Raw genomic sequence first — 23,589 nt, 5'->3', positions numbered from 1 at the left:
TTCCCCCTCCTTTGATCTACGTTCTGTAACTCGCGTTAATTTTGACGTAATCATATGTGAGGTCACATCCCCACGCTGTTGCTTTTTGCTCTCCCATGTTTAATGACACATAAATCTCAACTTTTTCCTGTTTTAACACTTCTGAAGCAGCAGCCTCATCATATTCTGCCGGCAGGCCTCCTTTGACGACCGAAACAGGGCCGAGACAAACATCCACAGAGTCCGGGGAGATGATGGGATCACCATATCCCGCCGCACATAAGATCCGGCCCCAGTTGGCATCAGCACCGAACACCGCCGATTTCACCAGGCTGGACCCGACAATGGATTTGGCTATTTTTCGGGCCATCTCCACTGAAGAGGCTCCATCCACTTTCACTTCGATCAACCGTGTTGCCCCTTCACCGTCTCGGGCAATTTTTTTCGCCAGTTCTTGGCACACATAAGAAAAAGCTGATTGAAATTTTTTCCAATCCGGGTGTTGCGGGTGAAGGGGATGATTTCCGGCCAGACCGCTGGCCATGGCAACTACCATATCATTGGTACTGCAATCACCATCGACGGTGATCATATTGAAAGTTTCATCCGTTGTTTGCCACAGTAAGCTCTGCAAATGATTGGGGTCAATGACAGCATCTGTTGTCACAAAACCGAGCATCGTGGCCATATTGGGATGAATCATTCCCGATCCTTTCGCCACACCGGCAATCTTCACTTCTTTTCCGTCGATCTCCGCCGATACTTCTACTTTCTTCGTACAAGTATCAGTAGTCAGGATCGACTTTGCAAAGAGTTCACCACCTTCTGTTTCCGCTTCGTTTACAACCCGTTCTAAACCGTTTAAAACTTTTTCCATCGGCAAATACTCTCCGATCACACCCGTCGAAACCACGCCAACCTGGTGAGGGGGAATTCCGAGGAGTTCAGCCGTTTTTTGTCTCATCTGATAAGCGTCCTGTAAACCACGCTCCCCTGTACAAGCATTGGCGATACCGCTGTTTACCACAAATGCCTTCAGTTTTCCTTCTACGCCAATACTTTCCTGTGTCACTTTCAGCGGGGGAGCTTGAAAAGCATTGGTGGTGTAAACCGCGGCTGCAGTGGCAGGAACTGCACAGATGATTGCTCCGAGATCCAGAGATTTTCTTTTAACGCCAGAGTGAACACCTGCTGCTGTAAATCCGCGTGGGGAAGTGATTTTAGCATCCTGAACCACTTCAAATAATGACTTGGCAGTTAATTGGATACTCATGGGGAATTGCCTCCCTCTTATCATTTGATGAACGTAACAATTTGGCGGTTAGTATAAAGAAATCAAGGGTAAAGAGGTACATAATGAAGACCTGTGTCCTCAGGCCATCCCATACGGATGTTAGCGTTTTGCACAGCCTGACCGGCGGCTCCCTTCATCAAGTTATCAATAGCCGACAAAACAACCAGGCGGCCCGTCCGCTCATCTACATGGAAGCCGATATCGCAGTAGTTGCTTCCCTGAACAAATTTGGTCTGTGGCCACTCATTCTGCTTCAACCGAATAAAGGGTGCCTCTTGATACGCCTGACGGTAAACTTCTTGCACATCGCTGCTTGTATAATTATTCAATACCTGAGCATAAATTGTAACCAGAATCCCGCGGTTCATCGGTACGAGATGGGGAACAAAACTGACAGTAATCTTTTCCTGCGCCAACTGGCTGGCAAATCGTTCGATTTCCGGAATATGTTGATGTCCGTCCACTTTATAGGGGCGGAGATTTTCGTTCACTTCACTGTAAAGCATGCTTTGTTTCACACTGCGCCCGGCCCCGGTTACTCCTGACTTGGCGTCGATGATAATGGAAGAAGCTGAAATGATTCCTGCTTGCAGCAAGGGTGCAAGGGCCAGTAAAGTTGCTGTGGGGTAGCACCCGGGGTTGGAGATCAGCTGAGCAGTTTGAATCTCCTCACGGAACCATTCACTCAGTCCATAGACAGCCTGGTTCAGCCATTCAGCCGGAGCTGACGGGATTTGATACCATTCTTCATAAACTTCCGGAGAGTTGAGACGAAAATCGCCGGACAGGTCAATAACAGCTTTCCCTTGTTCCAAAAGCTGAGGAACCCATTTACTGCTAACTCCGGGAGGAGTGGCGAAAAAGATCACCTCAGCGTTTTTGCATAAATGCTCAATTTCCAACGTGTCAAAAGAAAAGGGAAGATGTGAGAGATGAGGATAAGCTTGGCTGAGAGGCTCTCCTGATTGCGATGACGAAATGAGCGTCCCCAATTCCAAATAAGGGTGGTTTTGCAGGAGCCGGACCAACTCCACTCCGCCGTAACCAGTAGAACCTACAATTGCCGCTTTCAATGGAAACACTCCTTTTTTCTTAAACGCATGCACAAATAGATTATGTATTATTATACATATATACTAATATTTATTCAACCCTTTTTTCTCTTTTTATCATTTTTTATTGAAAAAATTTGCATTCATTTTCAACCTGAAGGGGGAATAAGGCTTTGTTCCCAGGATATATCTTTTTATTATTCTGATAATTATTTTAAGCCAAATTAAAAAGCAAGAAACTTCCGATTGGTCGTCTCTTGCTTTTTCACAACTGGATGATCCGTCTATTTTTGTTCCGCCAGCCAGGCAGCTAATTTCTCCCTCTGTTGAGCCGAGATCTGGGTCTGGCCCGGCATGCTCCCTGTGCCGTTTGCAATGATATTGGCGATCTCTTCTTTGCTCAATTTGCCGCCGATCTTTTCCAGGCTGGGGCCTATGCTTCCTTGTAAATTGCCCCCATGGCATGAAGCGCAATTATTTGTGTAAATATCTTTTGGCTCCATTGCTGTATCGTTGGCCGGGGCTCTGTTTGTCTGCTGCTGCGGATTACAGCCGGCGAGCAAAACAAATGACAGCAAGCCGGCAAATCCAATGGCAAGCTTTCTCATCTCAGTTGGTTTCTCCCTTCTTACTGCTTTTTGTACCAGTCTTCTCACCGCTTAAAAAATTTTTTCTTGGGACGGCGCTTTGAACGACTGGGCAACTCATTTACTTCTTCGTGTCCGTCTTGAGCTTCCGGCAATGGGCCGGGTTGTTTTTTCTGCACAGAACGAGTCGGAAATCCTTGTCTTTTGCCGAAATAACCGGATGGGGCCTCTTCAGATATTTTCCCTTGGTTCTCATCAGAATACTCTTCGTCATTTTTGTCTTTTTTTACGGTGCGATGTGTTAAAGCATCTCCTCCCATTCGGGTACTTGCAGATAAATCTTCACTTTCGGGAACCGTCTCTTCAGAATCTTCGTCCAACACGCTCCCAGGGTTGAGCAAGCTCCTTTTATACAGGCGGCGGCTGGTAGCAGCGTCCACCTTTTTCTCATCCGCCTTCTCTTCTGTCGACTCCTTGGAATTGTTTTCCACCGTGGCTTTTTTGGTTGTCCTTTTGATCGCAAAAGACTCCTCCTGGTCTTCAACTTCTTCCATCATCCCCGTCAGGTCTTCAAGCTCATCGGAATTCCGCGAGGAAGTTTTTCTCTTGGAACGGGTCTTAAAGAAGCTTGGAGAGCGTCTCTTTTCTTCTTGATCCACCGGCTGTTTTTGTGACGGTTCGGGTTCCGAAGCGTCCCCTCCGGTTATGATAATTTCCTTATCTTCACCAGGAAATGCTTTTTCTCCCTTTTTGGGCGGCATTTTTGGCTCTGTGGGATATTGTCCCGATTTTTTCCTTTTTTCTCTTTCCAGTGTGGTTCTCCGAACTTTTTCCACAGGGATTTTTTCTGTTCCATCCTGATCGGGATTCCTTACTGGAAACATTTTCTCCAGTTCTTCCACTTCACGGGCTCTGCGCTTACTGATCGCCACACTGATCAAGATAATCAGTGCAATGACCAGAATACCTCCCCCGCCCCAAACAAGCGGATTACTCAAAATTGATTCCATTCATCATGTACCCCCTTAGATTCTCTTCCTAACTTTACGGTCCTTATATTTAATGATCAATTGATTTCTATTTTATAGGTTTTGTTAACTGTATCTAAGTCATGTCTGGTCGGTTCATTTGCAGGAATGTTTGACTTGAGCTTTCTGCAAAAGCGGGTCAGGGGGATTGCCTCCCCAAAACATTATAAAGCTTTTCGTCCGCTAGTTTATAGCAAAGTTTGATGATTTTCTTAATAAAGATGCTGGAATGAGGAGAGCCGGCTGGACTGCCGGCCCGTAATTCATCGTTTATTTTCCTTTAAATCGGGGTGCTCTTTTCTCCAAAAAAGCGTTGACGCCCTCTGTCCGGTCTTCTGTGTTAAAAGAGAGGCCAAAGTAGGAAGCTTCTAGCTGCAATCCGGTTCCCAGGTCAACATCAAGCCCATTATGAATGGATTTTTTTATCAACTGGATTGCGAGCGGAGCCTTTTGAGCCAACTGCCCGGCCAACTGTTTCGCCTCTTTAATCAGCTCAGGCGCAGGAACGATTTTTTGCACCAGTCCAAGTCGCTGTGCTTCAGCGGCGGTGATCATCTCCCCGGTCATGCACAGATATTTGGCCATATTCTTGCCAACCGCTCTTGCGAGCCTCTGGGTTCCGCCATAGCCGGGTATGATGCCAAGATTTACTTCCGGTTGTCCAAAACGGGCGTTCTCCGCTGCCAGGATAATATCCCCACACATCGCCAGTTCACACCCTCCACCCAGAGCATAGCCATTAACGGCCATAATCACCGGCTTATGAAGGTTTTCAATTCTCCTGAAAAGGGATTGCCCCCGCAGTGCCATTTGTTCAGCTTGTGAGGCGGCCTTAATCTCATTAAACTCCGATATATCAGCACCGGCAACGAATGCTTTTTCTCCTGAACCCGTGATGATCACAACTCGGACAGAATCCGTTTTTTCGATCCAATCTACAGCTTCATTTAATTCTTCCAATAACTCACGATTGAGTGCATTTAAAACCTTTGGACGGGAAAGTGTGAGCAGTACCCAGCCTTCACCTTGATCTGATCTGATGTGTTTCCAATTGGACATGCTTTCCAGTCACCCCATATTTAAAGGTTTCTGATTAAACCGAAAGGATATTTCCCGCAATCCTGTCATAAAAATACTGCTTTTCTTTTCGGCACGGGTCTTCTTTTTTCCTTCTTGTTCATGATTTATTGTTCATCTGTTTGCGAAGATAAGCTTCAATAAAGGGATTGATTTCCCCATCCATCACCGCTTGAACATTTCCTGTCTCCACCTGTGTGCGGTGATCTTTCACCATACTGTAAGGATGGAAAACATAGGAGCGAATTTGGTTTCCCCAGCCGATTTCCGTCTGTTCCCCTTTGAGGGCACTCAATTCTTTTTGTTGCTCTTCCAGCTTCCGTTCATACAGACGCGCTTTTAAGATTTTCATCGCTTTTTCGCGGTTTTTAATCTGGGAGCGCTCCGATTGGCAGGTAACCACAATATTGGTTGGCAGATGGGTAATCCGCACAGCCGAATCGGTGGTATTAACATGCTGTCCGCCTGCTCCGCTGGAACGATAGGTATCGATCTTGAGTTCATCGGGGCGGATCTCCACATCCACATCATTATCAACTTCCGGCATCACGTTGGCGGAGACAAATGAAGTATGCCGCCTGCCGGAAGCATCAAAAGGAGAAATGCGCACCAGGCGGTGTACCCCTTTTTCTGCCTTCAGGTACCCGTACGCATTCACACCTTTGATCAACAGGGTGACACTTTTGACTCCTGCTTCTTCACCGGGCAGATAATCAAGTGTCTCCACTTTGTACCCACTGCGTTCAGCCCAGCGGGTATACATGCGAAGAAGCATTTCCGCCCAGTCCTGGGACTCTGTCCCCCCTGCCCCCGGGTGAAGTTCAAGAATGGCGGAATTTCTGTCATAGGGTTCACTTAACATCAGACTTAATTCAAATGCATCTAAATCAGCGAAAAGGGAGCGCAATTCCTTTTTCAATTCCTCGGTGAGAGAAGGGTCTTCCCCTTCTTCCACGATCAACTCAAACATGAGCCGCTGTTCCTCGTATTTTTCATCCAGAGTGGTGATGGCTTCAATTTGTTCTTTCAGGTGCTTCATCTCATCAATTACTTTTTGGGCCTCCGCCTGGTCGTTCCAGAATGTGGGGGAAGCCATCTTTTCCTCTAACTCATGCAACTTTGCCTTTTTGTTATCGAGGTCAAAGAGACCCCCTGATGTCCGCCAGGCGTTTGGCTGTAGTATTCAGTTCATGTTTGATTTCACTTAATTCCATTTCCGTCACCTCATCTAAAATCTGTTCCCATTATAACTCTCACTGATCATTTTTGCGACACCATGGAAAAGGCAGGGGACGTGACCCCTACCTTACATACCCGCTTTTACTGTCCGATCCGACTTCTGACAACAATTTTTGTACTTTTTGCCGCTTCCGCAAGGGCAAGGTTCATTGCGGCCCACCTTTTCACTGCGGCGAACCGGCTGTTTTTTTGCGGGTTCCTTTTGTGACTCTGTACCGCCTGAGCTGGCAACCGCATTGACCGCCACTTCTTCCCGTTCAAGTTCTTCATCTTCTGTGATCACTGATTTCATCACATATTTGACAATTTCCTCCTGGATCTCCTGCACCATCTCTTCAAACATGGCAAATCCTTCAAACTGGTAAGCTCTGAGAGGATTATCCTGCCCGTAAGCTCTCAGGTGGATTCCCTGGCGCAGTTGCTCCATCGCGTCAATGTGATCCATCCATTTCCGGTCGACGGTACGCAGCGTTACCACTTTGGAGAATTCCTGCAAGCGTTCATCGCCGAGTTCCTGCTGCCGTTCTTCATAATACCGGACCACTTCTTCATAGATAAACTCAACCATTTCTTCTGGTTCTTTGTTTTCCAGATCATCCTCATCGATCCGGCCTTCAGGCAACAGGTTCGCTTCTGCAAAGTCGATGATGGCATCCAGATCCCATTCTTCTTCCAGCTCTTCTTTTGAAGTATGAGCCTCAACCACCCGTTGGATTGTGGCTTTGGCCATCTCCAGCACCACGTCTTTCAAGTTATCGCTGGTCAGAACTTCGCGGCGCTGTTTGTAGATAAGCTCCCGTTGCTGGTTGAGAACATCATCGTATTGCAGTACCCAGCGCCGGGCATCAAAGTTGTTTCCTTCCACTTTTTTCTGGGCATTGGCTACAGCTTTGGTAAACATTTTACCCTCAATCGGCTGATCTTCATCCAGACCGAGGCGCTCCATCATGCTCTCCATGTTCTCAGAGCCAAAGCGTCGCATCAGATCGTCGGAAAAAGAGAGGTAAAACTGGGATGAACCCGGATCTCCCTGACGGCCGGCACGACCGCGCAACTGGTTGTCAATACGGCGGCTTTCATGGCGCTCGGTACCGATAATATGCAGGCCGCCCAGTTCTGCTACACCATCGCCCAGTTTGATATCAGTTCCCCGTCCGGCCATATTGGTGGCAATGGTGACAGCTCCCCGTTGACCCGCTTGTGAAATAATTTCTGCTTCACGCGCATGGTGTTTCGCATTCAATACCTGGTGCGGAATCCCCCGGCGCTTTAGCATGCGGGACAATTTTTCCGAATTCTCGATGGATACGGTCCCCACCAGTACGGGTTGTCCTTTTTCATGGCGCTCCTCAATCTCTTCCACCACTGCCCGGAACTTGGCTTCTTCCGTCCGGTAAAGCACGTCAGAATGATCCTCGCGGATCATCGGGCGGTTGGTCGGAATTTGGTAGACATCCATATTGTAGATTTTGCGAAACTCTTCTTCTTCCGTTTTCGCTGTCCCCGTCATCCCTGACAGTTTGTCGTACAGGCGGAAGTAGTTTTGCAGAGTGATTGTCGCCAGTGTCATGCTTTCGCGCTGTACCTGTAAGCCTTCTTTCGCTTCAATCGCCTGGTGCAAACCGTCACTGTAACGGCGCCCTTGCATCAGTCGCCCCGTAAATTCGTCAACGATGACAACGCCCTCTTCATTTACTACATAATCCTGGTCTCGTTTCATGAGGACATGCGCTTTCAAAGCCTGCTGGATATGATGGTTTAATGTGATATTTTTCATATCGTAGAGATTATCCACACCGAGGAATGATTCTACTTTTTTCACACCGTCTTCCGTCAATGCAACTTGTTTGGTTTTAATGTCGATCGTATAATCATCTTCCGCTTTTAAGCGGCGAACCACCTGGTCAGCCGAATAATATAAATCTGTCGCTTTGTTTGCCTGTCCACTGATAATAAGAGGGGTCCTCGCTTCGTCGATGAGGATGCTGTCCACCTCGTCGATGATGGCATAGTTAAGCTCCCGTTGCGTCAATTGTTCCGGATAGAGAACCATATTGTCACGCAAATAGTCAAACCCAAACTCGTTGTTGGTACCAAAGGTGATATCTGCATGGTAAGCGGCCCGCTTTTCTTCCGGGCTCATGTGGGGAAGGTTTAAGCCAACCGTCAATCCGAGAAATTCAAAGATTTGCCCCATCCATTCGCGGTCCCTTTGGGCCAGATAGTCGTTCACCGTAACAATATGGACACCCTTGCCGGGGAGGGCATTCAAGTAAGCGGGGAGGGTGGAAACCAGGGTTTTCCCTTCTCCGGTTTTCATCTCCGCGATATCTCCGTGATGAAGAACCATTCCCCCTACCAGCTGAACCCGGAAATGGCGCATATCCAGCACCCGGGTTGCCGCTTCTCTGACTACGGCAAATGCTTCAGGGAGAAGATCATCTAATGAGGTACCATCCTGGTATCTTTGTTTAAATTCATCCGTTTTGGCGCGCAATTCTGTGTCAGTTAAAGCAGCGATATCAGGTCCCATCGCCTCGATTTGATCAGCGATGGCAAAAAATTTCTTTAACTGCCGCTCATTGGTATCCAATAGTTTACGAAGGGTTTTAAACACCTTCATCATCCTCCTACTCTGGGATGGGTTTATCTAAACGAAAATGGTTCAGGATTTGTCTCCATAAAAGTACATAAAAAATAATAGTACTAAACAATAGTTTATCAAATTAGGCTCTCTTTTTCACTTTTTTCCTTGATGATATGCGTTCTTTTTTCTGTGGCAGTGCTCTGTGTCACAGGGGGAAGGCAGAATTCAGTCACCCCAATGTTAACAGACAATGAAAAAGGGTTTGCGGAAGAGCAAATTCATATAAAATGATATACTGTCAAGGACGCTTTGGTAACTTAATTAAGATCTGAACATACAGCTATGGTTTAGCTTATTCCTCAGGCGGATAGCGAAAGAGTTCAGGAGGGAATGAGAAATGATTGGAATATTAGCGGGGATGGGTCCGAAATCGACTGGACCATTTATTGACCAGGTGGTAGAACAGTGCCAAAAAATCTACGGTGCCAAACATGACATTGACTTCCCTCATATGATGATTTACTCATGCCCAACGCCTTTCTACATGGATCGCCCTATTGATCATGCAGCTATGGAAAGGGCTATTATCAAAGGGGCCCAAAAACTTGAAAATACCGGTGTTGACTTTATTGCCATCCCATGTAATACGGCACACCTTTACTTTAATCAGTTAAAGAGTTCCGTTTCCGTCCCTCTGCTAAACATGGTCGATGAAACGATAAAGGAAATACCCAGATCCTCGGGGAGAGCAGCTCTTTTAGCTACCAGTGCCACCGTTCAATCTGGAATATATCAAGAGGCCTTTTTGCAATCCGGTATTGATTATATTCACAAAGAGAGTTGGCAAGCGGATGTCAATCAAATCATATCAAAAATCAAAACAGGTCAAATAGATGCTTCCATTCAAATGTGGGATAAGGTTTGTTCCGAATTAGCTGAGACCGTAGATACGGTTATCATAGCGTGTACAGATTTGAATGTTGTCTCAACTAAGATATGGGATCAGATTTGCTTTGTTGATTCATCTGCCTGTCTTGCCCGGGCCGTTGTTAACAAGTATTTATCACTCCCGGCCCTAGTGCGTACAGGGGCTACGACAAAAAGCGAGTCTTCCATCATGGAAACTCGCTTTTTTGACGATCCGCCCATTTGGTTGATTTATTTACGAAGATTGGCCAGTGATTGCAAGAGTCCGTAGAAACGGTGAGCCAGTTTCTTGCGGTCGCCTTCCCGGTCGATATATTCCCTTCCATTTCGCTTGATTTGCTCTAATTGTTCGGGTGTATAGGAACGTACACGGTCAATCGCCTCTGCCAACCCCTGGGGATTTTCCGCTCCGGCAAATACACCCACTTGATTGCTTTCAACAATTTCCCGTACTTCCCCATCGACTGTGGTGACAATGGGAATCCCTACAAAAGTATAGTCAAATAACTTATTTGGACGGGCCCCCCGGAACACCTCATTATCCGCTAGAGAGATGATTCCGCAATCCGCCGCCTGGGTATAATCAAAGATCTCCGATTTCGGTACCGGGTCCAGCAAATGAACATTGTCAAGGCTTTCCTCTTGTTTGATCTTAAGCAATTTTTCTTTTTCCGGCCCATCGCCGATCAGCACGATAGAGATGCCCGGCTTAAGATAACGACCCGCTTGTACAACATACTGCAATGCGTTCGCTGGACCGTGTGCCCCGGTATAAATGGCCACAAACTGATCTTCAGGGACACCCATTTTCCGTTTAAACTCCGCTCTTTTCACGGGATCGGGCTTCCAGGACCCGACTACGATTCCGTTGGGGATCAGATGGATCTTAGACGGATCGATCCCTTTATCGGCGATAAATTTACGCTGATGTTCTGTCAATACAATAATCTGATCTGCATTTTGATACAAAAAGGATTCCATCCAGGTTAAAACGCGGGCGATGTACTTATTTTTCAGACCACCCATTTTGATCAGGGAGTCCGGCCAAAGGTCACGCACTTCAAACACAAACGGGCAACGCTTGATTCTGGAAAGCATCCAGCCGGCAAATGCGGTGAACAAATGAGGGGAAGAAGCGATCAGCACGTCAGGCCTCTTCTTTAATAAACCTGCCAGAAAAAATACGACCGCAAAACTGGCCATATTAACCATGCGGCGAACATCATTGGTCTTATGGGGAAAAGACCAGAGCCATTCCAGCTTGAGCCCTTTGATGTTTTCCAAGCTGTTCTTCTCCTCTTCCGTAATAAAGGTACGGCGAGGATGGACAAACTTGGACAGAAACAGAGTTACCTCCGCCTCTTCTTCCACAGCCCACTCTTTAGCCAGTTCGTAATGCCTGGTAATCCCGGCAATATTGGGCGGTACGGCATAATGGTTCGCTAGCCAAATTCGCAATACATTCACTTCCTTATTCTCTACACATTCATTGGAGCGCAGAATATGACAACTCCAATTATGGTTTGCTGCTCGCATCAAATCAACGTTCTCAGAAAAAAAGACAGAAAACCAAAGCTACGGTAAACACTCATACAGAAGTAGCGTTGATGACTGTCTTCTTTAGCTTAGTCCATTCAGGTCAAATCTGCCCCAACAGGTGACAGGAACACCATTTCAGTCTTTGTAATATTAAAGACATTATATTACATGCATATTAAAAAATCTATTCCTACTGTAACATAACTGAAATGTTTTGAGTATCCTGTTCGATAAAAATTCAAAATTTTAAACAAACAGCCTGTGTGAAACACTTACACTCTCCGGGCAGCACAAGCTTCTAAACAAATACAAGCTTTCCCTCCCTACAGTCTATGGGATGAGAAAGCCTGCTATCACTATTTTCGGGGAAAGAATTTCCATCCTGTGTTTATCTTGTCAGCGCAAATCGTTGGAAAGTCGCTCTACGATTTGACGGGCGGCATCACCGTCTCCAAATACCGGTTCTACTGATGAAAAATCTACATTAAATTGATGAACGGCCTCAAGAATCCTGGACTGATCCGCTCCGACGAGAATATTGGTACCCAGAGAAACCGTTTCGGTCCACTCCGTTTCGTCCCGCATGGTGATACAGGGGATTCCGGCAAAAAATGCCTCTTTTTGTACTCCGCCTGAATCAGTCAGGATTTTGTTTGCATTCACTTCCAACTGCAGCATATCCAAATATCCAACCGGTTCAATCAGCCTTACATTCGGGTTTGTGATCCGGAGTCCGTATTGTTCCAATTTTCCTTTTGTCCTTGGATGCAAAGGCAGAACTGCGGGCAACGGCAGCTCGTTGATAGCACCTGTAATCTGCCTGAGCCGGGCCGGATCATCTGTATTTTCGGCACGATGGAGGGTAATGAGGATATAGGAGCCAGGTTTAAGGTCAAGGTCATTTAAAACTGTTGATTTCTCATCAGCCAGCTTCCGATTATAATTAACCGCATCCAGCATCACATCCCCACAGAGATAAACCCCTTTGTTGATTCCCTCATTGGCCAGGTGGCGAACTGCCGTCCGGGTCGGGCAAAATAACCACTCAGAAACATGATCTGTCAGTACGCGGTTTACTTCCTCCGGCATGCGGCGGTTAAAACTCCGGAGACCCGCTTCTATGTGAGCCACGGGAATGTGAAGTTTGGAAGCCGCCAGTGCCCCCGCCAATGTTGAGTTTGTATCCCCGTAAACCAGGACACAATCCGGCTTCTCTTTGATGATCACTTCCTCCACTTTGCTCAGCATCTCCCCGGTCTGGGCACCATGGGATTTAGAGCCGACATGCAAGTTGTAATCAGGGACAGGTATGTTTAATTCCTCAAAAAATACCTCGGACATCGCTTTATCATAATGTTGGCCTGTATGTACCAAAATCTCCTGTGACTGCTGCCGGATGGCGCGTGACACAGGTGCCGCTTTAATAAACTGCGGTCTCGCTCCGACCACGGTTAAGACTTTCACTGCAAAACCCCCCGTAGAAATGAGTTCATAAAGGTTGGGAGAAGCCATTTTCTCTTATACGAGGTCTATCATACCACAGCATGAATGAACTTCAATAATCGTTCGCACCTGTCACCAAAGAAAAATAGTTGGACACGTTCACAGAAAAGATCCATCCCGCGTGGAATGGATCTCTAAAGCTGTCTTATTTCAATAAGAGGAAATCATTCCGGCTCAATCAGGCCGTACTTCCCGTCTTTCCGCTTGTATACCACATTTATCTGGTCAGTGACTGCATTGGAGAAAACAAAGAAATTATGCCCGAGCATATCCATCTGGAGGACCGCTTCTTCGGCATCCATCGGTTTTAAATTAAATCGTTTGGTCCGAACAATTTTAATCTCCTCTTCTTCCTCTGCAACAACGGATGTCGATTGCAGGTTGGGAGAATGTTCTTTCCATGGGATACGGAGGGTTGCATCCTGCCGGAACTTCCGATTCATCTTTGTTTTATACTTGCGAATCTGCCGTTCCAGCTTTTGGACAACCAGATCAACAGATGCGTACATATCTTCGCTGGATTCTTCCGCCCGAACCAACAGACCCGGAAACGGGATCGTTACTTCCACTTTGTGCTCATCTTTTAAAACGCTGAGTGCTACATGTGCTTCCGCTGCTGGTGGAGTTTCAAAATACTTTTCCAGACGGCTTAATTTTTTTTCGACAAAATCGCGAAGAGCATCTGTCACTTCTATGTTGTTTCCACGGATGACATATTTCATAAAAGAAATCCTCCTTCCGTTTGTACTCTATCTATTCCCTTGCTCAGGAAAAATTCCTCCCCCTTTTTTAAAAAAAATGAAAGAAAAATTAAGGAAAATAACAAGATATTTTAACAATCTTCAAATATATTTCCAGCAAAAATAGAAAACCCCCCGGAGGAATCCCCAGGGGAGTTCGTTTCATTTTCAGGAATGATTAGTTCATTTTCACAACGTTCGCAGCCTGTGGTCCACGGGAACCTTCTACGATTTCAAACTCAACCGTTTGTCCTTCTTCAAGCGTTTTGAAACCTTCCATTTGAATCGCAGAGTAGTGTACGAATACATCTTCGCCACCTTCACGTTCAATAAAGCCATAGCCTTTTTCCGCGTTGAACCACTTGACTTTGCCTTGCATGCAAAACATTCCCTTCTTGAATTCAGATATGTTGCACAAGACATACATCTTACGCGAATCAAATATACCACCGGGGTAAACGACTGTCAAGCATATCCCTTGCGTTTCATAGCTTTTGGACAGTTACCCGATTCAGCTGGAAACCTTTCATCGACAGCTGACGTTCACACAACGCATTCAGATTTTTAATAAACGGCGTTGTCAATCCTCAAACAGCTTACTCCGCAAACGTAACATCCCGCTTTCCAATTCATAAAACCTTGCTTAAGAATAAACGGGTCCGCTCATGAGCGGGCTGATTAAATATCTGGTCCGGTTTCCCTTCTTCAATAATAACCCCTTCATCCATAAAGAGAACCCGGTCGCCCACCTCACGGGCAAAACCCATCTCGTGCGTGACGACAACCATCGTCATCCCTTCACGAGCCAACTGTTTCATCACTGCAAGAACCTCTCCCACCATTTCCGGGTCAAGGGCCGATGTCGGTTCATCAAAAAGCATAATCTTCGGTTCCATCGCCAGGGCACGGGCAATGGCTACCCGCTGTTTTTGTCCGCCGGAAAGTTCTGCCGGATACGCATGTGATTTCTCCCGCAAACCCACCTTCTCCAGGAGTTCCAGTGCTTTTTTTTCCGCCTGCTCACGAGTCAGCTTCCGCACTTGAATGGGAGCAAGCGTGATGTTGTCAATCACTTTTTTATGCGGGAAAAGCTCAAATTGCTGAAATACCATCCCTACATCCGTCCGCACCCGATTAATGTCCGCTTTCTCATCAGTGAGATCATATTTATTTACAATTACTTTTCCCGACGTGATTGGCTCCAGCAAGTTCAGGCAGCGCAAAAAAGTGCTTTTTCCGGAACCGCTGGGCCCGATGACACAAACGACTTCCTTTTCTTTGATCCGGGTAGAGATATCTTTCAGCACTTCGTGGTCTCCATAGCTTTTATATAAGTGTTCAACTTGAATCACTTGGCTCACCCCTTTGCACGGCCGGTGCTAAAGCGTTTTTCCAGATAAAAGACGATCCGGGAGAGGATCAAGGTTAAAACGAGATACATGATTCCTGCTGTAATATAGGGAGTCCAACGTTCAAAGGTGTTTTTCGCGGTGGTAAAGGCGGCGTAGGTGATGTCATTTACAGCAATCACAGTTACCAGAGAAGAATCTTTAAGAAGGGCGATAAATTCATTTCCCAGGGGAGGTAACATCCGCTTAAATGCCTGTGGCAGAATAACGAAGCGCATGGCTTGCCAGTAAGTCATTCCCAGGGAGCGGGCCGCTTCCATCTGCCCTTTCTCAATTGACATAATTCCTCCCCGGAAGATTTCGGCGATATAGGCACCCGCGTTTAAAGCGAGAGCAACAAAGCTCGATATAAGGGCTTCAGGGCTTTGTTCAAATCCGAGAATATCCATAAACAGTGTAGGCAGCACAGCATAATGAATCGCTAATATTTGCAGAAGCAGAGGAGTCCCCCTGAACAAATCGACATAAAGTTTCGCAGGTTTTATCAGCCACTTTTTCCCTGAAAGCTGCATAAATCCTAAAATGAGACCGATAAACAAACCTACTGAAATTCCTACCAGGGTCAGCTCAAAAGTTGTAATAAATCCACGAATAAAGTAGTTCTTATATTCACCGATGACTGACCAGTCCATAGTGAAATGATTGATAAAAAATTCGTTTATTGCAGACCAATCCATAGTTATCCACAATTCTCCTTCACAGGGCAGATTTGAGAGGCAAGTTATTCACACACTTATCCACATTATCCACAATATCCACAGAACAATGATTCCACAGTTTATCCACAAGGAATCCTCAAGAAAATATAAGGAACCCACCGACAAGATAGTTGGAATCCCCGCTAAAGATAGAATCCAGTTTTCCCCACAAGTAACTTTCCGCAAAGTTATCCACAGGTCCCGGAGATGTCCCGGCTAAAAGACCTACAGGAGTATAGATTTTTAACACATTGAATGGATAGAAATGAAAACTTCCTTATCCTTGCACCGTTGCTGTAAAGACGCATGATATCTTTCACTGAGCGGGGTGAGACCAGCACAGCTAGATTTATTTCAAGAAAGAGCATAGTATTAAATAAAAACAGAAAAGAAATTAACTTGTATGAATTAAAAAATTACTTTTACAGTATAATTGATCTTGAATATATATTCAATTAAAATAATGCACACAACTAATAGGGAAATATTGGGTCAAGAAAAAATAGCCTTCGATCCCCGGGAAGGATGTAAGGCTATTCTCATTGTGCTTATTCATCAAGAATCATGGTTGCATAAGATTTATACATATATGAAATAGAAAATGATGTCTTTTTCCCGATTATTTCCCAAAATATTTTTGATAGATGTTGTCATAGGTCCCATCTTCGCGGATCTTTTTCAAGCCGGCATTAATCTTCTCAAGCAATTCAGCATTGCCTTTTTTCACTATCATTCCGTACTGTTCGGGCTTAAAAGAGGGGTCCTCAACAATTTTAAATTTGTCTTTCCCCAGTTTTTTCACATATTCCATAACAACCCCGTTATCTGCCACGACAGCATCCAACCGTCCCAGCTTTAAGTCTTCAATCGCAGCAGGTGTGTCATCGTAGCCTTTGAGATTGGGATAAGTTTTTCCAAATGCCTCCTGGACGACCGTCTCTCCCGTGGTAGCCGATTGGACTCCGATCTTCTTTCCCTTTAGCTCTTGCAAAGACTTGATGTTCGAGCTGGCGGGAACAAGAATCAATTGTTTGGCATCAAAGTAGGGATCAGAAAAATCATATTTTTTCTTCCGGTCTTCGGTAATGGTGATAGCCGAAATACCGGCATCTATATTCCCACTATTGATTCCTTCAAACAGCGGGTCCCATCCCGTATGCTGAAGTTGCACTGTAAAACCGCCGGCTTTGGCAATGGCGTTTAAAATATCCACATCAAAACCAGTAATCTCCCCATTCCCCTCTTGCTTTTCAAAAGGCGGGTAGGCAGCGTCTGTTCCCACTTTCACCACGTTACTTTTTTCGGATGTACCTTTCCCGGCATCGGAACTTTTTGTGTTACATCCGGCTAATAAGAGAGCAAAAACCATCAAAATAGATATGATAAGTACTGTCAGCCTGCGCAAGATCATCTCCTCCTTCATTATGTAATAAAGAACAGGGGATGGAAAAGTAATAAACTTCTGATTAATTATATTTCATTTAACTAATTGAAGCAAATGGAAAATGAACAACTCGCTATTCAGTCGTAAAGATGCTCACCTAAAGCAACAGGGTTTCTCGTTTCATCCGAAGCCATCCTCTCCGCAAGCGTAACCCCCTCCCCCGCAGTCCCTGCAACACAACTTGTGTTTTTTCTCGCATGGGCTGTTCCTCCCTCACCACAACCTGATCCGATTCCGTTTTCAACGTACAGCACATATGTGCGTATAAACACATTCGACAAATATCTCTTTTTTCCCTTTTTCAGGGATAAGGTTTCCATGCTCGCTGACATAAAAACACCCTGCCCCACTCACAGCAATGAGTCAGGGAAGGGTGTTTACCGTTACTTTTATAATGGCTTTATTTATTGGTTTACAAGCTCTTTCAGCTGTTTACCAGGCTTAAACGCGGGAACTTTGCTGGCCTCAATTTGGATTTCCTCACCCGTTTGCGGGTTACGGCCTGTGCGGGCGGCACGCTCACGCACTTCAAAGTTTCCAAAGCCAATCAAGGTTACCTTTTCACCATTTTGCAGTGCTTCGGAAATGGTTTGCAATACGGTTTCCACTACAAGGCTGGCCTCTTTTTTCGTTTTTCCTGTGCTTTCAGCTACACGCTCTACTAATTCTGTTTTGTTCATCAGATAATCTCTCCTTATCTTTTGATAGGTAAAAGAATATGACTATCATTGGTGTTGACCACTTTTTCCAATTCTATACCTATCTTTTTAAAATCTATCTAGCAAACGTTACAGAGCAAACATCATTCACACCTGCTTGCCGTAACGGTTTTGCACACTCTCTTAAAGTGGTGCCGGTAGTATAAACATCATCTACGATTAGAATTGTTTTATTCGCGATTTGCTTCCTATTTACCTCTTTTCCCAGTCGAAAAACATTTTTCAGGGCCAGGAGTCTCTCTTGCCGGCTTCTTTGGCTCTGGGATGAGGTTGACTTGCACCTCTCCAACAAAGGGACAACAGGCAGCCCTAAACGCTTCCCCATCACTCCGGCCAGGAGTTCGGCCTGATTAAAACCGCGTTCATGAAGCCGGTCCGGATATAGCGGAACAAAGGTGATAAAAGCAAACCTTCGCAAGCGGAAATGGCGGGCGGCCACTTCTGCCATCCACAATCCCAACGGTGTGGCGAGACTTTCTTTGCCGCGATACTTATAGATTTGAATAATCTGTTTGACCCAATCAGAATAGGTAACAGCACTCCTATTGCAGACTCTCTCCCCCTCACTGATTTTAGTACAGTCTAAGCAAATGGCCGGCCTCTCATCCGCCATCAGACGACCACAACTGTGGCAAAACCGCTCAGTGATTGGCTCGATCTGATCCTGGCAAACGGTGCACACTTGTTTCCAGACTGCTGCAAACCGGGAAGACCGTACAGGAGTCGAACAGAACCAACATGTGTTCGGCGGAGAGAAGAAAATTGACCACCAGTCCACTAAATGTAATACGCTCCTTATTTTAGAAATCCTTCTTTATTTATACGATTCTTCATTCATTTTAACAGTAGAAGATCTTTCCCGAACACAAGTTCGCATATAGAATATCAAAAACGGTATTGTTTGTCTAGCAGCACTTATTGTTTGGACATTTCCCGCGGCAGATCTCACCTCCTTCTGTCGGATCACAACCTTTTGGCCAGCTGGTTAAGCCATTCGATTTCTTTTTTGGCCTGATTTTGTGCCTCTGTTTTTTCATTCGCCAGGAACCGGACTTCTCCTTGTTGGTATTCTCCGGACCTCCCCACTCTACCTGCTATCTGGATAAGGGAAGGGCGATCAAAAACAGGGTGATCTGCTCCAATCACCAGAACGTGGCAACGGGGAACGGTAACTCCTCTTTCCAAAATAGTCGTGGTCACGACCACCTGAAGTTTCCGCTCTCGAAACAATTGCATTGTTTTTTCCCTCTGCCGGTCTTGCCCAAACACTCCGGCTGCCTGACAACCTGTCTCCGGTTCCCTTTCCTTTAGCCACAATAATACAGTTTTCACATCCTGAACACGGGGTACAAACAGAAGCGCCTGCCCCTCTGTTTGCTTCATCCTCTTTAGAAAAGCGGAAAGGGGAGAGATGGGGCGGCAATCCCTCAGCTTTTTCCACAATCCCCACTCCCGTATGAGTTCGGGCACGGGTAAAGGGTATCCATGATAACGAACAGGGAGTGTGACCGCACCTAACCTCCCGCTGCGAACCATGCTTTTCCACTCAGGAGGCGGAGTAGCGGTGAGCAAGATCTGTTTTGCCGACTGCCGCAACGCCCGCACGATCCCCTGTTCCAGTGCTTTATTACCGTAAAGCGGGAAGGCATCCACTTCATCAATAATCGCCAAATCGAAATACTGATAAAAGCGCCATGTCTGGTGTGCCGTTGCAACCACGACAGCTCCGTCCAGCCAAAGGTCCGGGCTTCCTCCGTACAAAGCACATACCTTCGTTTTTGGTAAAAGCTTTTTCAATCTCGGAGCCAGTTCATGTACCACATCTTTCCGCGGGGTGGTCCATAACACTTTCCCGCCCTGCTCTAACACATATCCTACTCCCGGAACCATGATCTCGGTTTTTCCTGCCCCGGTTACTGCCCATACAAGCAACTGATGCTCAGTGGAGGTCAAAAACCGCTCAATCTTTTGTACGGCACCCTGCTGGGCGGATGTGAGAGAAAAAGGGATCGTAAAGGCATGATCACCACACACTTTCTTTTTATCTCCGTTTCCGAACAGCAAAAACGGAATACATGACCGCGACTTGCCCAACAACAGGCATTGTTCACAACCTGCACAACGTTCACCGCATCTGGCACAGGCTGAGAGCTTCAATAGAGAACCCCCGGCCAAACAGCGGTGGCAAATCCATCTTGCCGCCGGTCCGGATAACTCCACTCCCGGTTTGTAACGAACCTTTCCCTGTAAATAAAGAAGCTGGATCGTATGGGCAAGTTCCGCTCTTCCTGTCTTCAGCTTCCGTTTGTGTAAAAGTGCCTCTACTTCCGGCCATAACAGTGACCGACCCTGCAAAATCACCTCCACCTCTTTTGCCTGTTTCACCAAAGCTTTCCATTCCTGATGGTCCCACTCCCTCTCAGGAGCTCTGGCTCCCGGCAGCAGGTTTGTCCCCTGTTGGATTATTTCGTACGCTTTTCCCATTGAGCGCGTGACGGCGATCAATTCTGTCCGGTCCCCTCTCCGGCTCCAAAAAGTTTGGTCGACGGAGTAAGAAAGGCTCATATGTAAACTTGAATCAGCGGAATTGCGGTAAACATAAAATTCCACATTTTACCCTTCTTTCGATATTTCAAAAGGCTGTGCCCTTCGTTCCGGGTTATCAGTTATTTTTTCATGATTCACGAAACAATCCCTTTTCAGAAAAAAGCGGCCAGACCCTTGTTCCTGGAGTCTGACCTTTCATGATGTTTCATTATGCCAAATGCCTTTCCGAGTCCTGAGCTTTCTCAGGCTCCCTTAAATCTAATACAATTAACTTTTCCTTGTTCTGCTTTTGAGATTTCAGCCACTCATGAATCGCTTCTTCCGTATTGACATAAGGTGCCAGCCGAACGATCTGAAGACGGGGATAACGGTGCCAGAGCCGGTGCAAAATTGCCAGTGTATCGTCTGTCGAACCTGTATCTATGCAAGTAATGTTTCCTTTATTGCCTTTTGTTTCGTTCCAAAAATGATAGGACCAGATCATCCATTCGATGGAATGTTGACTGTTGCAGGTGATCATGACCAAATGGTAGGCCTTATTATGATAATACTTCCCAAAGTAAGCAGATAAACCTTTCAAAAGAAAAAACATCACTACGTACAGAGCAGCACTCCACAGGATCCACTGTTCCATCGGTATCGCCCCTCCTTTACCTTATTATATGCAGGAAAGGTGGAAGTAGTGTACTTTAAGGCGAATCGACTAGATCAATTGAACCCATCCGTATTTAATGGCAAGCAAAACCGCCTGGGTTCGATCCTGAACATTTAATTTGTATAAAATGTTGCTGACATGGTTTTTGACTGTTTTTTCACTGATATATAAATGTTCACTGATCGCGCGGTTATTCTTGCCTTGTGACATTAATCGCAACACTTCCATCTCTCTATATGTTAACACTTCCTGCCACGAAATTGGAGGGAGAGTTGTATAAAGATGCTGAAAAACTCCTTCTTTCCTGCTCAAACGACGAAGTTCATTCACCAGCCTTCCCATCATAATCGGATGGATATAAAAGCCGCCACGAGCGATCACCCTCATCGCCTCAATGATCGAAGAGGCTCCCATGCTTTTCAATAGATAGCCGGAAGCCCCTGAGCGAATCGTCTCCAGGACATAGGGATCATCTTGATCAGATAGGATGAGAACCTTCGTACGAGGAGCCATCTGGCTAAGACGGCAGGTTACTTCCACCCCGTCGATCCGGGGTAAATATAGATCCAGTATGACAACATGCGGCATGGTTGTCCCACACAGGGGCGGAACCTCATTCCCCTCGGAACACTCACCCACCAGCACCATATCTTCTTCTTTTGCTAAAGCCATCTTTAATCCGTGACGAAATGTTGAGTCCGGGTCAGCGATTAACACCCGGATTGGCGCCACTTGAACCGCCCCGGGACGGATGGGCCGATCCGTTTGTCCTGCCTGTGGCTGCCTCTCAATCAAGGGACTCACCTCTTTCTTCGCAAAATTCGCTCATATTTAAATTTTACCATGTAAAGCTGTAATTTGAAATACAAAAAGCCGCCCGCTTCGGACGGCTGTACGTTGTCACTGTGAACGGCATCGCCATTAAAAGGGCAAGCTTTCCACTTTATCGAACCAACTCACGCTTGCTTTCATCTACCCCAATGAAACGGGGGAATTCACTCGCTAACATTAAAATCACTTAAAGTCCTGCTTCTTGTTTTAGTACTTCAGCTTTGTTGGTCGCTTCCCATGGGAGATCAATATCGGTACGTCCAAAGTGGCCGTAAGCAGCCGTTTGGCGATAGATCGGACGGCGCAAATCCAATTCGCGAATAATCCCGGCCGGACGGAGGTCGAAATGCTTTTCCACCAATTTAACCAACAGGTCTTCGCTTACTTTTCCGGTCCCGAATGTATCAACACGGATGGAGACCGGGCGGGCAACACCAATCGCATAGGCAAGCTGAACTTCACATTTATCGGCTAAACCGGCGGCAACGATATTTTTCGCTACATAACGGGCTGCATAAGCCGCAGAACGGTCCACTTTGGTTGGGTCTTTACCGGAAAAAGCCCCTCCTCCGTGACGGGCATAACCCCCATACGTATCCACTATGATTTTTCGGCCGGTTAAACCTGCATCCCCGAGCGGGCCGCCAATCACAAACCGGCCAGTGGGGTTAATGAAGTATTTGGTATTTTGATCCATCATCTCGTGTGGAACAATCGGCTGAATCACATGCTCCTGAATATCTTGTTTGATTTGCTCCAGCGTGACATCCTCAGCATGCTGGGTAGAGCAGACAATTGTATCAATCCGAACCGGCACATCATCTTCATATTCCACGGTTACCTGGATTTTCCCGTCCGGCCGCAGATATTCCAACGTACCGTCAACACGCACTTCATGCAAACGCCGAGCCAGTTTATGCGCCAGGGAAATCGGCAATGGCATTAATTCCGGAGTCTCATTGCAGGCAAAGCCGAACATCAGCCCCTGGTCACCCGCTCCGATCGCTTCAATCTCTTCCTCGGTCATCAAGCCTTCCCTTTTTTCCAGTGCTTCATTGACGCCCTGGGCAATATCTGAAGATTGCTCATCGATGGAGGTCAGAACTGCACAAGTCTGGGCATCAAAGCCAAATTTGGCGCGATTGTACCCAATGTCATTAATCGTTGCACGGACAATTTTGGGGATATCCACATAACAGTTGGTGGAAATTTCACCGGATACAAGCACGAGACCGGTGGTTACAGTGGTTTCACAGGCAACGCGAGCATTCGGATCTTTTTCCAAAATCGCATCCAGAATCGAATCGGATATTTGGTCGCAAATTTTATCCGGATGTCCAACGGTTACCGACTCAGAAGAAAACAGGCTGCGTTTTTTTTCTGTAGACATCAATCTTCTCCCCTTCAGAATCAATATGGCCAATGAAAAAACACCTTTCCTCCGAGGAAAGGCGCTCCTTTATTTCACCCTTTACAAACCCTCGAACCTCTCAATATGCCGGTCGCCCAACTCTTCTTATATTAACAGAGGGCAGAGAGTAACGGGCTCTACATCATCAATAGAATAACCTAAAGGAATTGGAAATACAACATCATTTAATTTAAAGTTAAATTTATCATTTTTTCACCTGAATCTATACTATGATCATAGGATGAGATGGGGAATGTGAATAAAACATATTTTATCATCTGTTTCTCTCTTTCGAGGTAAAACAAAGACGGCCATTCACGGGG

General features: G+C 46.1%; 20 protein-coding genes and 1 pseudogene. 1 reads left to right on the top strand and 20 read right to left on the bottom strand.

Annotation, left to right across the window (positions count from 1 at the left end; genetic code table 11):
• Window positions 1–16: 16 nt before the first annotated feature.
• From argJ to secA, 7 genes are all read right to left on the bottom strand, one after another.
• Window positions 17–1,252: a bifunctional glutamate N-acetyltransferase/amino-acid acetyltransferase ArgJ gene (argJ, locus tag I8U27_RS13940; protein ID WP_181752702.1), complete on the bottom strand. Its 1,236-nt coding sequence runs from the start codon at window positions 1,250–1,252 to the stop codon at window positions 17–19.
• Between the two features lie 62 nt (window positions 1,253–1,314).
• Entirely contained in the window at window positions 1,315–2,355 is a 1,041-nt protein-coding gene (argC, locus tag I8U27_RS13935; protein ID WP_309506154.1) for an N-acetyl-gamma-glutamyl-phosphate reductase, read from the bottom strand.
• 254 nt (window positions 2,356–2,609) lie between these two features.
• The gene (locus I8U27_RS13930; RefSeq protein ID WP_181752706.1) at window positions 2,610–2,933 is read right to left on the bottom strand and encodes a c-type cytochrome; all 324 of its coding nucleotides are present in this window, start codon (window positions 2,931–2,933) and stop codon (window positions 2,610–2,612) included.
• A 44-nt stretch (window positions 2,934–2,977) separates the two neighbouring features.
• Window positions 2,978–3,922 carry a hypothetical protein gene (locus tag I8U27_RS13925; protein WP_181752708.1) on the bottom strand — a complete coding sequence of 315 codons (945 nt, stop codon included), beginning with the start codon at window positions 3,920–3,922 and terminating at the stop codon, window positions 2,978–2,980.
• 288 nt (window positions 3,923–4,210) lie between these two features.
• Entirely contained in the window at window positions 4,211–4,999 is a 789-nt protein-coding gene (locus tag I8U27_RS13920; RefSeq protein WP_181752710.1) for an enoyl-CoA hydratase/isomerase family protein, read from the bottom strand.
• A 118-nt stretch (window positions 5,000–5,117) separates the two neighbouring features.
• Window positions 5,118–6,231, bottom strand: a protein-coding gene (gene prfB, locus I8U27_RS13915) for a peptide chain release factor 2 (protein WP_181752711.1) whose coding sequence is annotated in 2 segments (ribosomal slippage) — window positions 5,118–6,158 and window positions 6,160–6,231 — 1,113 coding nt in all. Because the reading frame shifts where the segments join, the coding sequence is not laid out codon by codon here.
• Window positions 6,232–6,323: 92 nt separating this feature from the next.
• The gene (secA, locus tag I8U27_RS13910; protein WP_181752714.1) at window positions 6,324–8,873 is read right to left on the bottom strand and encodes a preprotein translocase subunit SecA; all 2,550 of its coding nucleotides are present in this window, start codon (window positions 8,871–8,873) and stop codon (window positions 6,324–6,326) included.
• 367 nt (window positions 8,874–9,240) lie between these two features.
• On the opposite strand from secA, the pseudogene I8U27_RS13905 reads away from it, so the two are divergent.
• Window positions 9,241–9,912, top strand: a pseudogene (locus tag I8U27_RS13905) (aspartate/glutamate racemase family protein); the annotation flags it as partial.
• A gap of 89 nt (window positions 9,913–10,001) precedes the next feature.
• Here I8U27_RS13905 and I8U27_RS13900 read toward each other — a convergent pair.
• The 13 genes from I8U27_RS13900 to metK form a co-directional block, all read right to left on the bottom strand.
• Window positions 10,002–11,228 (bottom strand): glycosyltransferase family 4 protein, encoded by a 1,227-nt coding sequence (locus I8U27_RS13900; protein WP_181752718.1) that lies wholly within the window; start codon window positions 11,226–11,228, stop codon window positions 10,002–10,004.
• A gap of 477 nt (window positions 11,229–11,705) precedes the next feature.
• Complete coding sequence (wecB, locus tag I8U27_RS13895) at window positions 11,706–12,773, bottom strand: non-hydrolyzing UDP-N-acetylglucosamine 2-epimerase (RefSeq protein WP_309506155.1); 1,068 nt, start codon at window positions 12,771–12,773, stop codon at window positions 11,706–11,708.
• Window positions 12,774–12,976: 203 nt separating this feature from the next.
• Window positions 12,977–13,534, bottom strand: coding sequence for a ribosome hibernation-promoting factor, HPF/YfiA family (gene hpf / locus I8U27_RS13890; protein ID WP_181752723.1), 558 nt, complete (start codon window positions 13,532–13,534; stop codon window positions 12,977–12,979).
• A 196-nt stretch (window positions 13,535–13,730) separates the two neighbouring features.
• Window positions 13,731–13,931 (bottom strand): cold shock domain-containing protein, encoded by a 201-nt coding sequence (locus I8U27_RS13885; RefSeq protein WP_181752725.1) that lies wholly within the window; start codon window positions 13,929–13,931, stop codon window positions 13,731–13,733.
• Between the two features lie 250 nt (window positions 13,932–14,181).
• Window positions 14,182–14,904, bottom strand: coding sequence for an amino acid ABC transporter ATP-binding protein (locus I8U27_RS13880; RefSeq protein WP_181752726.1), 723 nt, complete (start codon window positions 14,902–14,904; stop codon window positions 14,182–14,184).
• A gap of 5 nt (window positions 14,905–14,909) precedes the next feature.
• On the bottom strand, window positions 14,910–15,593 hold the full coding sequence (locus I8U27_RS13875) for an amino acid ABC transporter permease (protein ID WP_181752780.1): 684 nt from the start codon (window positions 15,591–15,593) through the stop codon (window positions 14,910–14,912).
• Window positions 15,594–16,278: 685 nt separating this feature from the next.
• The gene (locus tag I8U27_RS13870; RefSeq protein ID WP_232345511.1) at window positions 16,279–17,064 is read right to left on the bottom strand and encodes a basic amino acid ABC transporter substrate-binding protein; all 786 of its coding nucleotides are present in this window, start codon (window positions 17,062–17,064) and stop codon (window positions 16,279–16,281) included.
• Window positions 17,065–17,507: 443 nt separating this feature from the next.
• The gene (locus tag I8U27_RS13865) at window positions 17,508–17,783 is read right to left on the bottom strand and encodes an HU family DNA-binding protein (RefSeq protein WP_181752730.1); all 276 of its coding nucleotides are present in this window, start codon (window positions 17,781–17,783) and stop codon (window positions 17,508–17,510) included.
• Between the two features lie 94 nt (window positions 17,784–17,877).
• Entirely contained in the window at window positions 17,878–18,600 is a 723-nt protein-coding gene (locus I8U27_RS21155; RefSeq protein ID WP_181752732.1) for a ComF family protein, read from the bottom strand.
• Window positions 18,601–18,785: 185 nt separating this feature from the next.
• Window positions 18,786–20,432 carry a DEAD/DEAH box helicase gene (locus I8U27_RS13855; RefSeq protein ID WP_181752734.1) on the bottom strand — a complete coding sequence of 549 codons (1,647 nt, stop codon included), beginning with the start codon at window positions 20,430–20,432 and terminating at the stop codon, window positions 18,786–18,788.
• Between the two features lie 145 nt (window positions 20,433–20,577).
• Window positions 20,578–21,003 carry a hypothetical protein gene (locus I8U27_RS13850; protein WP_181752736.1) on the bottom strand — a complete coding sequence of 142 codons (426 nt, stop codon included), beginning with the start codon at window positions 21,001–21,003 and terminating at the stop codon, window positions 20,578–20,580.
• 69 nt (window positions 21,004–21,072) lie between these two features.
• Window positions 21,073–21,819 (bottom strand): response regulator transcription factor, encoded by a 747-nt coding sequence (locus I8U27_RS13845; protein WP_232345509.1) that lies wholly within the window; start codon window positions 21,817–21,819, stop codon window positions 21,073–21,075.
• Between the two features lie 223 nt (window positions 21,820–22,042).
• Window positions 22,043–23,245 (bottom strand): methionine adenosyltransferase, encoded by a 1,203-nt coding sequence (gene metK, locus I8U27_RS13840; RefSeq protein WP_181752737.1) that lies wholly within the window; start codon window positions 23,243–23,245, stop codon window positions 22,043–22,045.
• Window positions 23,246–23,589: the final 344 nt, after the last annotated feature.

Origin of the sequence: Paenactinomyces guangxiensis, from assembly GCF_016055185.1 — a bacterium.
Lineage (GTDB): Bacteria > Bacillota > Bacilli > Thermoactinomycetales > Thermoactinomycetaceae > Paenactinomyces > Paenactinomyces guangxiensis.
Note: the sequence above shows the minus strand (reverse complement) of the source record. Positions and strands in the feature narration are given on the sequence as shown.

What these genes read in the sequence shown, in the direction of transcription:
- hpf (WP_181752723.1), bottom strand. Translation starts at nt 13,534, where the DNA reads ATGAAATATGTCATCCGTGGAAACAACATAGAAGTGACAGATGCTCTT.
- I8U27_RS13850 (WP_181752736.1), bottom strand. Translation starts at nt 21,003, where the DNA reads ATGGAACAGTGGATCCTGTGGAGTGCTGCTCTGTACGTAGTGATGTTT.
- I8U27_RS13925 (WP_181752708.1), bottom strand. Translation starts at nt 3,922, where the DNA reads ATGGAATCAATTTTGAGTAATCCGCTTGTTTGGGGCGGGGGAGGTATT.
- metK (WP_181752737.1), bottom strand. Translation starts at nt 23,245, where the DNA reads ATGTCTACAGAAAAAAAACGCAGCCTGTTTTCTTCTGAGTCGGTAACC.
- I8U27_RS13875 (WP_181752780.1), bottom strand. Translation starts at nt 15,593, where the DNA reads ATGGACTGGTCAGTCATCGGTGAATATAAGAACTACTTTATTCGTGGA.
- I8U27_RS13920 (WP_181752710.1), bottom strand. Translation starts at nt 4,999, where the DNA reads ATGTCCAATTGGAAACACATCAGATCAGATCAAGGTGAAGGCTGGGTA.
- I8U27_RS13930 (WP_181752706.1), bottom strand. Translation starts at nt 2,933, where the DNA reads ATGAGAAAGCTTGCCATTGGATTTGCCGGCTTGCTGTCATTTGTTTTG.
- I8U27_RS13865 (WP_181752730.1), bottom strand. Translation starts at nt 17,783, where the DNA reads ATGAACAAAACAGAATTAGTAGAGCGTGTAGCTGAAAGCACAGGAAAA.
- argJ (WP_181752702.1), bottom strand. Translation starts at nt 1,252, where the DNA reads ATGAGTATCCAATTAACTGCCAAGTCATTATTTGAAGTGGTTCAGGAT.
- I8U27_RS13885 (WP_181752725.1), bottom strand. Translation starts at nt 13,931, where the DNA reads ATGCAAGGCAAAGTCAAGTGGTTCAACGCGGAAAAAGGCTATGGCTTT.